The sequence below is a fragment of the Coriobacteriia bacterium genome, assembly GCA_034370385.1.
Lineage (GTDB): Bacteria > Actinomycetota > Coriobacteriia > Anaerosomatales > PHET01 > JAXMKZ01.
In genome coordinates this window covers 163,621-178,173 of record JAXMKZ010000004.1, presented here as the reverse complement: position 1 = coordinate 178,173, position 14,553 = coordinate 163,621, and the positions used below count along the sequence as shown (strand labels likewise).

Annotated in this window: 15 protein-coding genes; 8 read left to right on the top strand and 7 right to left on the bottom strand. The window is 62.4% G+C overall.

Annotated features, from left to right (window positions below):
* Positions 1-201 precede the first annotated feature (201 nt).
* The 5 genes from U1E26_00950 to U1E26_00930 form a co-directional block, all read right to left on the bottom strand.
* Positions 202-726 carry a hypothetical protein gene (locus tag U1E26_00950; GenBank protein MDZ4168210.1) on the bottom strand — a complete coding sequence of 175 codons (525 nt, stop codon included), beginning with the start codon at positions 724-726 and terminating at the stop codon, positions 202-204.
* A complete protein-coding gene (locus U1E26_00945; GenBank protein ID MDZ4168209.1) occupies positions 726-2,408 on the bottom strand; it encodes a DEAD/DEAH box helicase family protein in 1,683 nt (560 codons plus the stop codon). Before U1E26_00945 ends, U1E26_00950 begins: the two co-directional genes overlap by 1 nt.
* Positions 2,405-4,735 (bottom strand): ATP-binding protein, encoded by a 2,331-nt coding sequence (locus U1E26_00940; protein ID MDZ4168208.1) that lies wholly within the window; start codon positions 4,733-4,735, stop codon positions 2,405-2,407. Before U1E26_00940 ends, U1E26_00945 begins: the two co-directional genes overlap by 4 nt.
* Positions 4,736-5,881: 1,146 nt before the next feature.
* A complete protein-coding gene (locus tag U1E26_00935) occupies positions 5,882-6,325 on the bottom strand; it encodes a very short patch repair endonuclease (GenBank protein MDZ4168207.1) in 444 nt (147 codons plus the stop codon).
* A gap of 7 nt (positions 6,326-6,332) precedes the next feature.
* Complete coding sequence (locus U1E26_00930; protein ID MDZ4168206.1) at positions 6,333-7,283, bottom strand: DUF3578 domain-containing protein; 951 nt, start codon at positions 7,281-7,283, stop codon at positions 6,333-6,335.
* A 394-nt stretch (positions 7,284-7,677) separates the two neighbouring features.
* On the opposite strand from U1E26_00930, the gene U1E26_00925 reads away from it, so the two are divergent.
* Positions 7,678-8,700, top strand: a complete 1,023-nt coding sequence (locus U1E26_00925; GenBank protein MDZ4168205.1) for a PDDEXK nuclease domain-containing protein — start codon at positions 7,678-7,680, stop codon at positions 8,698-8,700.
* A gap of 75 nt (positions 8,701-8,775) precedes the next feature.
* Here the strand turns inward: U1E26_00925 and U1E26_00920 are convergent, their stop codons facing one another.
* Together U1E26_00920 and U1E26_00915 are read right to left on the bottom strand one after the other, a co-directional pair.
* A complete protein-coding gene (locus U1E26_00920; protein MDZ4168204.1) occupies positions 8,776-9,372 on the bottom strand; it encodes a hypothetical protein in 597 nt (198 codons plus the stop codon).
* Positions 9,360-9,896 (bottom strand): DUF6036 family nucleotidyltransferase, encoded by a 537-nt coding sequence (locus tag U1E26_00915; GenBank protein MDZ4168203.1) that lies wholly within the window; start codon positions 9,894-9,896, stop codon positions 9,360-9,362. The genes U1E26_00920 and U1E26_00915 overlap by 13 nt, the downstream gene beginning before the upstream one ends.
* 425 nt (positions 9,897-10,321) lie before the next feature.
* Between U1E26_00915 and U1E26_00910 the strand changes: the two genes are divergently transcribed.
* From U1E26_00910 to U1E26_00880, 7 genes are all read left to right on the top strand, one after another.
* Complete coding sequence (locus U1E26_00910; GenBank protein MDZ4168202.1) at positions 10,322-10,621, top strand: hypothetical protein; 300 nt, start codon at positions 10,322-10,324, stop codon at positions 10,619-10,621.
* A complete protein-coding gene (locus U1E26_00905) occupies positions 10,608-11,630 on the top strand; it encodes a hypothetical protein (protein ID MDZ4168201.1) in 1,023 nt (340 codons plus the stop codon). The genes U1E26_00910 and U1E26_00905 overlap by 14 nt, the downstream gene beginning before the upstream one ends.
* A 96-nt stretch (positions 11,631-11,726) precedes the next feature.
* Positions 11,727-11,882 carry a hypothetical protein gene (locus tag U1E26_00900; protein ID MDZ4168200.1) on the top strand — a complete coding sequence of 52 codons (156 nt, stop codon included), beginning with the start codon at positions 11,727-11,729 and terminating at the stop codon, positions 11,880-11,882.
* A 183-nt stretch (positions 11,883-12,065) separates the two neighbouring features.
* On the top strand, positions 12,066-13,253 hold the full coding sequence (locus U1E26_00895; GenBank protein ID MDZ4168199.1) for an XRE family transcriptional regulator: 1,188 nt from the start codon (positions 12,066-12,068) through the stop codon (positions 13,251-13,253).
* Entirely contained in the window at positions 13,237-13,602 is a 366-nt protein-coding gene (locus U1E26_00890; protein MDZ4168198.1) for a type II toxin-antitoxin system PemK/MazF family toxin, read from the top strand. Before U1E26_00895 ends, U1E26_00890 begins: the two co-directional genes overlap by 17 nt.
* A complete protein-coding gene (locus tag U1E26_00885; GenBank protein ID MDZ4168197.1) occupies positions 13,589-13,804 on the top strand; it encodes a hypothetical protein in 216 nt (71 codons plus the stop codon). Before U1E26_00890 ends, U1E26_00885 begins: the two co-directional genes overlap by 14 nt.
* Before the next feature lie 143 nt (positions 13,805-13,947).
* Entirely contained in the window at positions 13,948-14,463 is a 516-nt protein-coding gene (locus U1E26_00880; GenBank protein MDZ4168196.1) for an ORF6N domain-containing protein, read from the top strand.
* Positions 14,464-14,553 lie beyond the last annotated feature (90 nt).

Here is a 14,553-nt window from a genome sequence, read left to right as displayed (position 1 = left end):
CCGGTGTGAGGGTGGAAGACGCGCTGTTCCTGTTTCCAATCACGGGCCATTACCGGCTGTTCTAGCCGAACACCCTACTGGCAGGACAGACTGTCGGCCGTTCGTGTGTGGAGTCAACCTCGACGCTCAAGACCAAGGCCTAGTCTGGGCGGGCGGTGCTCGCAACGCCATGACCGTGCGTAGGCGCTCTCAGCCCACAGTCTAGAGCTCAATCCAATGCACGGCCTTAATGTCGAGACACGCCGCCGCCGCCTCTACGGTCCCCCGAACCTCTGGGTCACGGTAGGGCCCGCCCGCCTTCAGAAGTACCGCGACCGATTGGTCGGCGCCCACTTCTCTCGCTCGCTCGAACACCGTCACTAGTATCGTCTTCCATTCGGCCGCAGGTCCCCACGCCACCTGTCGACCATCGGTAGTCAGTGCTCCGTGGGGTTTCTCGAACCGGGAGGCCAGTGAGACCGCATCATCGCCAAAAGCTATCCGAAGAGGTCTTGTGGCGTCGCAGGTTCTGTTTCGCGTGTACCCCTTGAGAACTGTGTCCTTCAGGTAGACGCGAACCCTGTTCTCGTCCATGTAGCGCACGAGGACCTGGCCGATGTCGTTGTCGCGCACCCAGTCGCCGTATACGCGAGTCTTGTCGGCCGCAGGTAGATCGATCCAGCCCACGGCGTCTGCTCGGCTCCAGACGACCTCGCGAATACGCTGGCGAATAGCTGCTGGCACCACTATTGGATTGCACCTCCCGCAGGGATACTCGGGAATTCCAGGTCCGGCATGATCAGATCGGGGTCGCCCTCGCGAGCAAAGAGCGATGCTTGGTCCAACATCCACTCTCGCATGAATGCCCCCGCACTCTGATCCGCGAATGAGACGAGCCGGGGGCCCAGCCCGAGTTTCTCCACTTGGCCGGATCGCGTCGACGAATCGAGATCGACGACGGCTGCCACTCGACGCAGATCGGACACGAAGTCCAGGACGATGACCTTGTCCTTATCAGCGCTGACTCGTAGGCCGCGGCCGATCTGTTGAACGAAGATGCGCCGACTGTGCGTCACGCGCATGAATGCAACCAGGTCAACATCCGGCACGTCCATCCCCTCGTTGAACAGGTCGACTGTGGCGAGGATGTCCGTGTGGCCCGCCCGGAAACGAGCGAGAACTACTTCACGCTCTCGTGGCAGAGTCGCAGCGGACAGGGACTCAGCCCGTAGACCGTAGGTGCGCAGGACGCCAGCGAAGTACTCCGCGTGCTCGATCGACTTGCTGAACACCAGCCCAGATCGTCGCGCCTCGTTTCTGAAGCAGTTGACGATCGCCTGGGCAGCCTGTTCATCGCGAGTTGGTATCAGGAGTTTCGAATTCAGCTGCTTCACGGAGTAGTGATGCGCCGACGCCTGTTGCACGAACTCCCAGTCGATGTCGTCCGCCAACAGCCGATAGTCAACCTCGCAAAGGAATCCCCTGCTCAGGCCCTCAGCAATGTCAATGCGGACAACCGGGGCGCCGAAGACCCGCTCGATTTCGAAGCCGTCCCCTCTCCATGGCGTCGCCGTCACCCCGACGAGCAGGGGCGGGTCCAGAGCGGCGATGAGATCTCGGTACTCGTTCTCGCCGACGTGGTGAGCCTCATCCACGAGTACCATGTCGATGTCCGGGATTCTGGCTATGCGCCGAATCAGGCTCTGCCAGGTTGCGAAGATCACACCGTTCCAGTGGGCGGGCTCCTCACCGTCACACAGCTGGTGTGTTGGAACCGTCTTTGGAAGCTGGTACCAGAAGCTCCGGTGCAGTTGATCAACGAGTGGCCGGGTATGAGCCAGAACCAAGACCCGGCCATGCGGTAGGCGCCCTTCTGCAGTGAGTTCGGCGACAAGGGCGGCCATGACCACGGTCTTGCCCAGGCCGGTCGCGAGCACGGCTAGGGCCCGCCCCGTGTCGACGAGCGATTCATAGGCCTGCGAGCACGCTTCGGTCTGGTACGTGCGGAGTTCTCTGCGCGCAGGGGCGTACTGCTGCGCTCGCCTGGCCAGTTCCAGAAGGGTCGTTGGCTCGAGCACCTCAACCTTGAGGCCCGCACGTCTGTAGCGCTCCACTTCGTCGCGCATTGCATCCGAGGGGGGACGAGAAACGGCGACGGCAAGCCGGTCGGCGCCGTAGAACCGGCCCGCCTCAACAATCTCAGTGACCGCCGAGCTTGGCGGGCTTGATCCACTCGTGTACTTGCACTGGACAATCCAGAGCTGACCGTTACGGACGGCGAGCACGTCTGCCCCATGGTCGCCGCTTCCCCCGACAACCCGCACGTCCTCAAACCCGCTCGCGAGCAGGACCCGTGCGACGTCGCGCTCGAACGCCTGCCAGGGTCCGTAAAGTAGTCGCCGCTCGTCCAGAAATGGCGTGTCCGTCACGATTGTCCCTCAACTGCGGACGCCGAGAGCAGTTCGAGCGCCAGGGCCGCCCTCAAGAGGCGACTTCGAGGCTCCAAAGCGAGGTCTGCAGGATCACGTTCGACGAGCCAAGCCGCGTCCTCGAGCAGGCTGCGAAAGTGGACAAGGACTCGTCGCCTCGCGTGATCCGTGGCGGCCGCCGAGCCGTAGTCGAGTGTCTCGTACGGCAGATCCCAGCACTTCCCATCGAAGAATAGGTCGGGGTGGTTGCTCACCGTCCGAATGAGGACGTCTCGCGGAGAGTACTCCAGGAACCGGCCACTGCCGATCGCGGCTTGCGGGTTAGGCGCGGCGCGCACCGCCATTGCCGCCTGAACCTGCTCCTTTTCTGAAGCGCTCAGCTCCTCGAACAGTGTCACACCAACGGTCTCGTCGTCCGAGACCACACAACGAGCCACCGATGTGAGTAGGTTGCTCGCTTCACCGGACAACGAGATCGGATCAAGCAGTGTGCGCGTAGCGTAGCGAGATCGAAGTGAAGCGAGTCCAGCCGCGAAGCCGGCATCTCCCGAGCGATCGAAGTCGGCGGCAGACCAGGCGAGCTGGGCCAGGAGGGCGTCAAGCGGAGTGAGAGTGGCCGAGCGAAAGACGGTCGCGCGGGGGTCAAACAGGAAGGTGTAGTCGGCCGCGCTGTCACGACGGAGCGTCCAGGGCGCCGGCGCGGGCAAGTCGGCGTCCCTTGGGCTCACCTCGAATGCCGACACTCGCCAGCGCTGCTGGCTGATCTCGTCTGCGTACTCCTGCGAGAGCGAGGGAACCGCGATGCGTTGGGGTGCGGCCTCAGTCGGATCGAGTGACGGTCCGTCTTCGGCGACGAAATCGACCGAGCCGCCGGCGATTTCGTCGACCAGGGCGCTCACTTGCTCAATCCCGGCTTCGGTGTGATCTCCCTCGAGCAAAGCGAGGTCTTGTTCTTCGACCAAGTCCCACCACTTCTGGTCGGACTGGAAATCCGCGTCACCGTCGTAGAAGCGTTTTGCGTATTCCTCAGCCTTGTCGTTGTCCTCAACCGCGAGCAGGCGCTTCCATGCGAGCGCGACTTTCGGTTTTGGGGTGGATCGGCGAAACGCCTGAAACAGCCGAAATAGGGGTGAGGTGTTCTCTCCAAACCCCAGCTCTTGGGCGAGTTTCGGGCGGAGCGGCCCAAGGCCACGAACTGCAAGAATCATCTCGTCCCAAGCGGGATCATTTCTGTCGAATCGGTCTTTCGAATAGCTCACCCGGGCGTGATCAATGTGAATCTCGCCGACCAGGCGACCGCGGCGCCGTGGGTCGTCCGTGTACTCGTTCTCTGGAACGCCGTCTTCGTTCTCCCAGTAGAACAGGTCTTTATTCGCTATCTCAATCTTGCGACCGTTCCTTATGAAGTCGATTCCGAAGTCGCTCGTATGGAGGTAGCGTTGAACTCCGAGCCAGCCGCGAATCTGGCGTCGCCGCATGACGACATTGTCGGACAGGCCGCAGTCAGGGCAGGGCGCGTCCGGAGCGGGCAGCCACTTCCAGCAGTTGATGCAGTAGGGTCGCTCGCCGAGGTCCCTTTCGACCATCTGGAAAGCCTCAAGCTCCCGCCCGCTCGGAAAACTAACCACCCGCGGGTCGCTGTTTCTCGGATCGCCCCATACGCAGTGGATACGTGGGCGGAGCCGTGGGTTATTCACCTGAAGTGTGAAGCTGACTGGGTCGCCGTCATCGCGGAGCATCGCCGAGTAGACCCTCGCCAACTCCTTGGAGACCTTGGATCGATTCGCTTGCTTGGCAAACCATGCCAGCTGATCGGACTTCAGCCGCGCGATGCGAATCTCGGTGCCGGTTTCTACAGGGTCGTTCTTCGGGCGGCTGAGGGGCGGCGTCGTGTATGTGCCCTGCTGAACAAGCTTGTCCAGGTCGATTTCGAGGCCGAGCCAGTCGGACTGACCCGCCTGGGTGGTCCATACCTGGGTGACTGTGCCGAGCCTTGCGGTCGCGATGTTGAATCCCATTCCAAAAAGGCCCAGATTGTCGAGCGGGTCGTTGCTCGACCAACCGGCGCTGACGGCCGACTGCAGGGTCTCGGCGCTCATGCCTGGTCCGTTGTCTCTCACCGTGACAACCGACAATGGGTTTTCGGATGTTGGCAGATTGACCACCACTTGTGGCTGGTCCGTCGGTGCGCCCTCCCGGATCGCGTGGATGAACGCATCAACGGAGTTATCTATGAGTTCGGCCACACATCGCCACTGATCGAGGTTGATCTCGCCCAGCATTCGCAAGACCCGTGGGTGCGGCACGAATGAAAAGTCAGCGCTCAAGGGAGTCCTCCTTCGTTTGAGTGACAAGCATGATGCTCCGGCCCACGGCCTCGGCGAGCAGGCACGGGACGGCGTTGCCTATTTGCCTCGTGACGGAGCTTCGTCGACCTTCAAACAGGTGGTGTCGCGGGAACGACTGCAGACAGGCCGCTTCGCGTAGCGTGAAGTACCGAACTCGTCCGTTGGGCATTAGCAGCATGTTCTCCCCTCCCGGAACCCCATGCACTCCCGCCTTGATTGTCTTTGAGGGCCAATCGTATGGGCTGCCGCTATGCCCATGATACGAGCGAGCACCGCCAATCTCCCAATGGTTGAAGCGCGCGTCCGCCTCGCAAGCGGCGGCCCCCCACAGATCGCCGATTTCGTCTCGCACTGTTCGCCAGCGTAGCAGCCCGCTGTCCTCGGATGTCCGCGAATGACGCCTCGGCGCGATCCAGTGCTTGGGTCGACGCATCCCATGTTCAGACCAGTAGGACCCGTCACCCTGCGCCAGCACGAGGCTGGAACGGGAATAGGTTGGCGGAGGCGGCTGGAAGGCCGGGAGTCCAGCACGGACTGCAACTATGAAAGCACGCTCCCGCGTCTGCGCTACACCGTAATCCGCAGCGTTGAGGACGAATGGCTCGGCGACGGCATACTCACGTTCGGACGCTTTGAGTCGCACCAGCCTGGCGTTGTGGGCTGTCCATGTCTCGCCCGTGACCGGCGGGAAGGAGGGGTATCTCAGCTGCAGTAGTACGTAGTCCAAGAACTGCCTGAATGCAGGCCTCATCAAACCCTTCACGTTCTCAACGAGGACTACCTGCGGGCGCGTGAGTCTGACGGCCTCCAAGACATCGGGGAAGAGGTTGCGCGCATCTCGATCCGCGAGATGGTTTCCCCCTAAACTAAAGGGCTGGCACGGAGCGCCCGCTGCGAGCAGCCTCACGCGCCCTCGAAACTCACCCAGAGTCGCCTCTCGCACGTCTCCTGGGACAACTACTCCGTCGAGCGTGGGTTCGTGTGAGGCGATGTTGACGGCGAGTGTCCGGCAGGCCGCTGGGTCAATCTCGTATAGACGGCATCCAGTGAACCCGGCCCTTTGGAGCCCGATAGCGAGACCGCCAGCCCCGGCGAATAGCTCGAGATCGAGCATAGCAGTCGCACTCACTCGCGGACCTGTCCACTTGAATGGAAGGTTGACGGCTGATCGAGAAAGTCGCGTAGCCGCTCGCGAGTCTCATCCATGTTTCGCAGCTGGCACTCCCAGACAGCAAGCACTCTCCAGCCGAGTTCCTTCAGGTCCAGCAACGCCCGCTCATCTCTCTTCTGATTCGCTTCCAGCTTCGGGACCCAGAACTCCTGCCGTGCCTTGGGGGTTCGGGCGAGTGGGCAGTTGTCGTGGCGATGCCAGAAGCATCCATGCGCCATGATCACCGCTCGTCGCGAGGGGAACACGAGATCTGGGGACCCGGGAAGGCTCCGAACGTGAGGCCGGTAGCGGTAACCCATCGCGTGGACGGTTCGACGCACGATCATCTCAGGCCGGGTACCCTTCGATCTCACGAGGGACATCTGCCTGCTGCGCTGTTCTGGGGTAAGACTATCCATTGGGTGTCTAGAAATACAGCGACGCAACGCGGCCTGCCGCGCCGGCAAGGTCGGTTGGGTCTTCGGCCGAGTGCAAGTACTTGTGACAGGTGGGGCAAACGGGAACTGATGCGAGTTCGATACTCGCAGGGTCCATGTACTTCGCCTGCTGATCAAGGTCTAGTGCGCAATGAGCCTCAATGATCTCGACACCCGCCTGCCCGTAAACATAGCGCAGGTCAACCGAGCAGAGTGAGCATCGTGTGTCGCCCCGCGCGCGCGTGATAGCGGACAGGTTCCTATCTGCGGCCCAGTGTAGGCGTCGCATCGAGTAGTCCGCGCCGGAGCGCGAGAGATCCGCAGAATTCAGTGACAATGGTCCCGAGTACGCGATCGGCCCCTCGAGGATCAGTCGGTCGTACAAGCGAAGGAAGCTGCGGTAGTCCGCAACAAGCGACCGCTCGTCAGGAAGCCAGTCGACCTCGTACTTGATCGCCGCAATGCTTCCTTGCTCGTACTGTTCAGATCTCCAGTTGCGGTGCGCGACTCGCAGGTCAATGGCGCCGGCAAGAACATAGACCGGTTCGACTGACTGCAGGAAGGCCGCCGATACAGCGGCTTGCGATCTAAGCACTTGGCTCGCGACAGATGTCCCGTAAGCGTCCACCAAGTCAGTGACGCCCTGGTGGATGCTGAGATACACGAGCTTCATGTCGTGAGAGAACAGATAGACGATGTAGAACCCACGCTTCGGTGATGACGTGACTATGGGATCAAGTACGGCGACCCATGGGCAGTCGGCCCATCGGCCCTTTCCGGGGGATCCAAGATAGCGGTAGCGCTCGCGCCGTGGCGTTATCGCCCCGAGCGCGTCTGGCAACTCATGCCGAAGGTAGGAGGCCATCGGGTGCCCAGTGAAGGGCTGCTGCTTGGCGGCTACGTACTTTGACGTAACAGCCAGTATGGCGTTGCGTAGCAATTGCCCTACCTCCGACTCATCGAGGCATCGCTGCTCATGTGGTGCCGCAGCACCACGGATGGAAGACCAGTGTAGCGTGGTGGTTCGAAATGTCGCGGACTCCATCCATATCGAGGTTTCGCGTCGAAGTCGGGAGACTCGCCGCGAGCGAGTACATACATCGCTGGCGGGAATCGAGTGAAGCGCCCCGACGAATCACGCTGGGCTCCATAAGAATGGACTGGTCCGGGGCGTTCAGCTGGCCTAACACCGACATCACTCTCGCCTCAATCACCCCTTCGGGTTCTCAGCCCGACGGGTTGTGTCCAGGTTTCCGGTAAGACCCTGGTAAGAGCGTCCCCCCATACTCCTGAGTGCGCGCGTGGATGTGCGCGGGCCGAAAGGAGGTGGCTTCATGGGCGACGACTTGAACCGAGCGACCACGGGGGACGCAGCGCTGTTCGGCGATGTCGCGGGCCTCATCGACGGCGCGCGTCAGCGAGTAGCAGTTTCGGTCAACAGCGAACTCGTGATGCTGTACTGGAGCGTCGGCAAGCGGGTCCGCGAGGAGGTTCTGGGCGGGGAGCGAGCGGAATACGGGCAGCAGGTGGTGAAGCGACTCGCGGAGCAGCTGACTGAGCGCTACGGGCGAGGGTGGAGTCGGTGGAACCTAGAGCGGATGATGCGCTTCGCCGAATGGCTACCGGACGGAGAGAAATGTGCGCCACTGGCGCACGAATTGACCTGGACGAACATCACCGAGCTACTTGCCGTCTCTGATCAGCGAAAACGAGACTTCTATCTTGCATTCTGCGTGAACGAACGCTGGTCGAAGCGCACTCTCCGCACGAAGATCGCGGGCAAGTTGTATGAGCGGACGGTCGCCGCTCGAGGTTCGGCCGATGAGCTCGAGGCCGACCTCGCTGCCATGTCGTCCACCGGCACCGTCGAGCCGACTCTGGCCTTCCGCGACCCCTACGTGCTCGACTTCCTCGGCCTAGCACCGGAGCACAGCGAGGCCGATCTCGAACGCGCGATTCTCGACGAGATGCAGCGCTTCCTGCTCGAGTTGGGCGTCGGGTTCGCATTCGTGGAGCGGCAGAAGCGCATGACCGTCGACGGTCGTGACTATCGGCTCGACCTGCTGCTCTACCACATCACCATGCGCTGCTACGTCGCGCTTGAACTGAAGACGCGGCCCCTCGCGCCGGGCGACTACGGGCAGATGATGCTGTATCTGCGCTGGCTCGATCGCCACCAGCGGCACGAAGGGGATGCAGCACCGATCGGCCTGATCCTGTGCACGGAGAAGGGGCCGGAGCAGGTGGCGTTGCTGGGATTGGACTCCGGCGAGGTGCGGGCGGCGCAGTACGTGACAGATGAAGTGCGGGCGGGACTCGAGCGGATCGCTGCGCGAGCGAAGGAGCTGAAGGCCTGATCGAGGTGCTGCGGGCTGGCGAAGGAGTCGGAGGCCGATGTGCTACACGTCGGGGGGCTCGTGTCTCCCGGGTTCTCAGCCCGACTTCGCCGCCGTGCGTTCAGCGTTTGCGCCAGGACGTGAAGCCGAGCCCTGCGAATCGCAAGCGGCTTCGAGGTAGTCGACCAGTTCGTAGGCGCGTTGAAGTGAGAGTTTGCTGGGGTTGCCTTGGCTCAGGAACGCGTGGAGGTTTCCTTGATTCAGCCCCAGATCCTTCGCCATCCGATATCGGCTCACGTGTCTCGTCGTTTCGAGTGCCAGCGCCCTTTTCCGCGCCGCGAGCTTGAGCCGTTCGTCCCTCGCGTGGGCGTCCCTGCGGGCAACGTAGCTCTGCCACACCTTCAAGTACTCGGGTCTCAGGTCTGAGTCCTCTCGGGACAGCGACTCCTCTAGCCGGCCCTCTTGCTCGAGACAGGTGAGCAACCGCAACTCCGCCTGCACCCGCTCGTCGTCAGCCAGCAGTGTCGAAAGCCTTTCGCTCGTTTCGTTCTTGACGGCCCAAAGGACGAGCGGCTCACGAAGACGCTTGTTCGAATCGAGTAGCGGAGCGAGCTGGGCCAAGGAAGTCGTCCTGCGACCGGACAGGTGCCCTACATATGCCTCGAGAAAGCCCTTGAAGGTCAACGGTCGCACGGTGAGCACTCCTTCCTGTACTGCTCGTAGCTGATCTTGAATTCTTCGTGGCGCCGCTCGATGAAGACCTGCCGCCCCATCTCTTGGGCCAGCTCGTCCAGGCGTTCCCAGTCCAGCATCCGGAGCACTCCCGGATCTCGGATGTCCTCAGCGTCCTGGTCCCGCGGCGAGTGCAACTTGGCAATCACCACATCTTCGAGTGAAGCAGCGAAGCACTGAACCGCCTTCGTATCCGCGTCGATCGGTTGGATGCGGTCCTCGAAGCTGTATGCGAACTCGTCCTCGTATGCCTTCGCCTTGCCGTTGATGTCGTACTGCTCCATCAACTCGCGCAGCTCGGGCGGGAAGCTGAGCGCATCCAAGTCGGAGGTTGATCTGGAGATGCATCCCATCAGAACGAGTGCGCCGCCGCCGACGATGATCAGACGGAATGAACGCCCAGGGTGAAGGAGGCAGACAGCCCGGTCGAAGTCCTCCAGGCGCCTGCGCAGTTCCTCTGGTCCCATGTCCAATACGCCAGTCATCAGGCCTCCAAGCGATGTTCAAGAATACTATTCCTCAATTCCCGCGGAAATGCAACGCTACGGGTAGGTGCAGACGCCTAACGCCGCGGCCGCGACCCGCCCACCCTCTGGGTTCTGGACCCTACGGGTGCCACCGCGGCGCTGAAGACCGCGTGCGGCCCGCCATGATGATTGTCGCTGGCGTTGTGTGCCCGGGTGCGCCGCCGGGCAGGATCGCCGCTGAACCTCGGCCGAAATCGCACGGCCAATGACTCACGCGCTATTGACGACTACATACAGATAGTCATAATGACTACGTAAATATAGTCATGGAAATGGAATCGGCATGTCGCTCGTCTCTGGTGTCGACATAGAAGTGCTCTTCGTGGCCTTGGCCGCGGAGTTGCGACGACTGGATGCGGGGCCTATTGAGATCTGCGTTATCGGTGGATCTGCGCTGGCTGCCGCCGGATTCGTCGAGCGCCCGACGAAAGACATCGATGTTGTCGCTGTTCGAGAGGGTTCATTTCGCCGGGAGAATCGACCAGATCTGCTTCAAGACGTATGCCGCGGCAGACTCCGCGGGACGTCACCTCACCGATCTCATCGCGCTTGCCCCGACGTCGGTCGAGATGGAGTTCGCCGCGAGCTGGGTCACAACTCAGGACGATTCGGAGGGCTTCGGTTCTCAGCTGACTGAGCTGATCGACTACCTCGAGGAGAGGCGCGCAGATGGAACGCTCTAGAGATGATCTTCGCACGTCGGCGCTGGGTCTCCTGTGGGCGCAGTGGACCGAGATCGGTGTTGCAGGAACGGTCGGAAGTGGCCGTACTGTGGTCGACCCCGAGGCGATGCTAGTGGCGACGCTGTCTTTCGGGCGCCAGGACCCGCGGCTGTTCGACGAAGTGCTCGATTGGCTGCTGCTCAACGGCCGTCTTCTCGACGTGACGCGACTCCGACGGATTCTGAAGTCGGCTTCCGCCGAGGTCCAAGATCTCGCAGCAGTCATGATCGAGTTGCTGCAGACCAGGGTTGAGGGGTCGAAGTGGAATCCGCTGTCGGAGATGTGGCACGCTCGCGAGTCACGAGCGGCGTACGCCCCCTCCGCACTATTCCGTGATAGCAGCGGCGACCAAATGCCGTCCTTCGGCGAGACGGACCCGTTCTTCGCGGAGCGGGGCTACGTTCGGCCACCGCTTGCGTTGCGGGGCATGTCGACGCATCCCAGAACTGATCTGTCAGCCTCGTCGCGCTTCGCCGCCCGCGCGCTCTGTGGCATCGGCGTGCGAGCTGAGACGCTCCTGTACCTGTGGACGCATGAAACCGCGCATGGGCGGCTGATCGCATCGCGCACCGCCTACTCACAGCGCCAGGTCGCAGAGTATCTCGCTGGACTCGCGGAGGCGGGGTTCGCGCAGCGGTACGAAGTCGGGCGAAGCGTGCAGTACCGCCTGGTACCTGAGGCGCAGTGGGCGCCGGCGGGCGGCTCCGCGTATGTGGACTGGATGAGTGCGTTCGGGGCGCTGGAAGCGCTTCACGCTGGCGTTGATCTTGCGGCCCGAGCGGAGAGCGCGTATGAGGCTTCAGTCGCTGTGCGCTCGGCACTTCGAGAACTGGCCGCAGCACTCCCCATCGAGGGCATGGATATACCGCTGCCAACGGTAGACGCGTTTCCGGGCGAGGCCGTCTTGGAGCACGCAACTCAGGTCGTTGACGGAGCGTGCAAGGTGCTGCGGGAGTACTCGGCGCGATAGGGCGCGTGGGTGCGGCACGGCCGGTGTTACGCGCTCCACATGGCAGCATGATGTGGATTCCGGTCGAAGTCGAACACAGTGACGGCGGCGCGCCTGTTGAGCATGCTCCAGTCCGCGGTGGACCACCCCGAGATCTCAATTGTCGCGACACTGTCGCGACAATTGGGCTGGAGTCTCTTCAGCGAGCTATTGAGCATCGCCGAGCTGGGAAGACGCGACTTCTACGCGGTCTTCGCCGCCCACGAGCACTGAAGCGTACGCACTCTGCGCGCCGAAATCGTCGGCAAGCTGTACGAGCGAACGGCGGCCGTTTCGAGCGCCAAACTAGACTCGCGGATGCTGCCTACCTTACGAGCCGATGTCAGACGGCGGTGGTAGTTTGGTTGACAAATGGGCGTATAGTCTTATGAATCGTCAACCGAAGGGGGTGCACCCGTGAGTCTAGGCAGCCGAATCCGCCAGTTCCGTACCGCGCGCGGCTACTCACTGGACGACCTCGCAAGTCGCATGGATCCCTCGGTTTCGAAGCAGGCGCTATCGAAGTACGAGAAGGGCGACGCCACTCCTCGCCCGACTGTTCTGCTATCGCTTGCCAGTGCGCTCGGCGTACGCGCCAGTCAGCTGGCCTCTGAGCCGGAGTACGACTTCAGGCCGGTTGCGTTCCGGGCGCTTGCGACACTGCCGCAAAGGGAGCGGGAGTCGATCGAGAACACGGTGATCATCGAGCTTGAGCGAAGGCTGTCCCTGGGCGACCGGCTGGGACTGGACATGACGTTTCCGTTCGAGGGCGCATGCACGGAGGTGTCCCAGATCGCAGACGCGGAACTGGCAGCAGCGCAGCTTCGGGCCGTGTGGGGCCTTGGAGACGCACCCATCGCCAGTGTCGTCGATTCGGTCGAGGCGCACGGAGGACACCTTATCGAGGTCGATACTCCGAGGAAGTTCGACGGGCTCGCAATCATCGCACTAGAGGACGAGATGCCCGTTGCCTGTGGCATCGCGACCCGTCTCCAAGTCACCCGTTCGCGGCAGCGCATGAGCATTGCGCACGAGGCGGGACACCTGGCCATGGACGTAGCCGATGGCGTGGACGAAGAGAAGGCCGCAAAGAGGTTCGCAGGCGCGTTTCTCTACCCCGAACAGGCGGTTCGGGACGAGTTCGGATCCATACGCACCCGAATCACGATGGCGGAGCTTCTCGCAGCGAAGGCCAGGTGGGGCATCAGTATGCAGGGGGTGCTGTACCGGCTGCATGACCTTGATGTACTCGATGACGCCGGCTACTCCTGGTGGTGCATGTACGTGAACCGCGCCGGCTGGCGAAACGTGGAGCCTGCGGAAGAGCCCAAAGAGCGCTCGACATGGAACGAGACCCACGCAAGGCGCGCGGAGGCAGAGGGCCTGATCGCACGCGAGACGATGATCGAGTACATCCCGAGCGCGGCTGCAGAACCGTGGCATGCGGGACTGGATCGGCGTGCTCTGATGGCGCTTCCTCGCGAGGAGCGCAACGCGATCATCCGGGCCCAGGTGGAATCGATTTCCGCAGAGTACAACCGCGAAATCGACCATGAATGGCTCGATGCCGATCTCGGCGAGTGGGACCATGAAGAAGACGAGTAGCGCCGACCCGAGGCAGGGCGAGATCCGGTGGGCAGACATGGAGCCCATCAGAGGTCAGGAGCTCAACAAGACAAGGCCGGTCCTCGTCCTCTCCGGGGATTCCTACAGGGCCCTCGCGCTGAGGCTGGTCGCACCGATCACCGGGTTGACGCCGGCGAAGTCGGGCAAGACGTGGCTCGTGCCTTTGCACTCGAGTGCTGAAACCGGGCTGGCGAAAGAGTCGGTAGCTGACGTGCTGCAGGTGAGGGCGCTCTCGCTGGGACGATTCGACAAGCAGTTGGGGAGGGCCAGCGCCGCTGACCTGGAAGAGGTGGTTGCCGGCCTGATGATCGTCGTTGAGCCGGAGTGAGGCCAGCGCCTCCGCCCTTCGGGTTCTGGACCCGAAGGAGGCGCTCGCGATCCCGCTGTGCGCCGAGGAGTCGGACGCGGAGCTGATGGCGGAGGCGGACCTGCGTACGGTGGCTGACGTGCTGGCGGCGAGGGTCGGAGTCGAGAGCGACGTGCTGGTCGCGGCGGCGCTCCGGCGGCTGGAGGAGCTTGCAGGGGAGTAGCGGGGTCGGACGATGACCGCTGCGGGAGATCGCTGGGAGCGGTAACAGACCGATAATCCCTTCATGGCATCGTCGACACCATGGGAGTGGTGTGCGCGGGTCTTTGACATCACAGACTGTGATGTCAAAGGAGGGGAGATGTCATGACGGATTCAACTAGCATCATTTCGGCGGACGCGATTGAGCTCACCATTCTCGAACTTCGAGGACTGAGGGTGCTTCTGGATGCGGATCTGGCGCGCATGTATGCCGTCGAGACGCGTGCCCTGCTGCAGGCTGTCAGGCGTAATCCTGAGCGATTTTCAGAGGACTTCATGTTCCAGCTGACTGAACAGGAACGAAACGCGGTTGGCTTGAAGCCGGCTGGCAGAGGTGGACGCAGGGGGCTGCCCTTCGCCTTCACGCAGGAGGGAGTGGCGATGCTGTCGTCTGTGCTGAGGGGTGAGCGCGCCGTCGAGGTGAACGTCCAGATAATGAGGGCCTTTGTGAGAATGAAGGCGATGCTCGCATCTCGCACTGAGCTCGCGAACAGAATCGATGAACTGGAAGCTCGATACGACTCGCAGTTCGGCGTGATCTTCGACGCGATCCGGCAGCTGATGGCACCGCCGAACCCTCCGAAGCACCCCGTGGGGTTCGTTCATCCGAAGGATCCATAGAACCGCACGTGACGCACCGCGCTGGTGGGTGCCCTTCGGAGTCTCAGCCCGACTTCGCTGCCGCGCGACGGGCGTACGTGCCACGAAGTG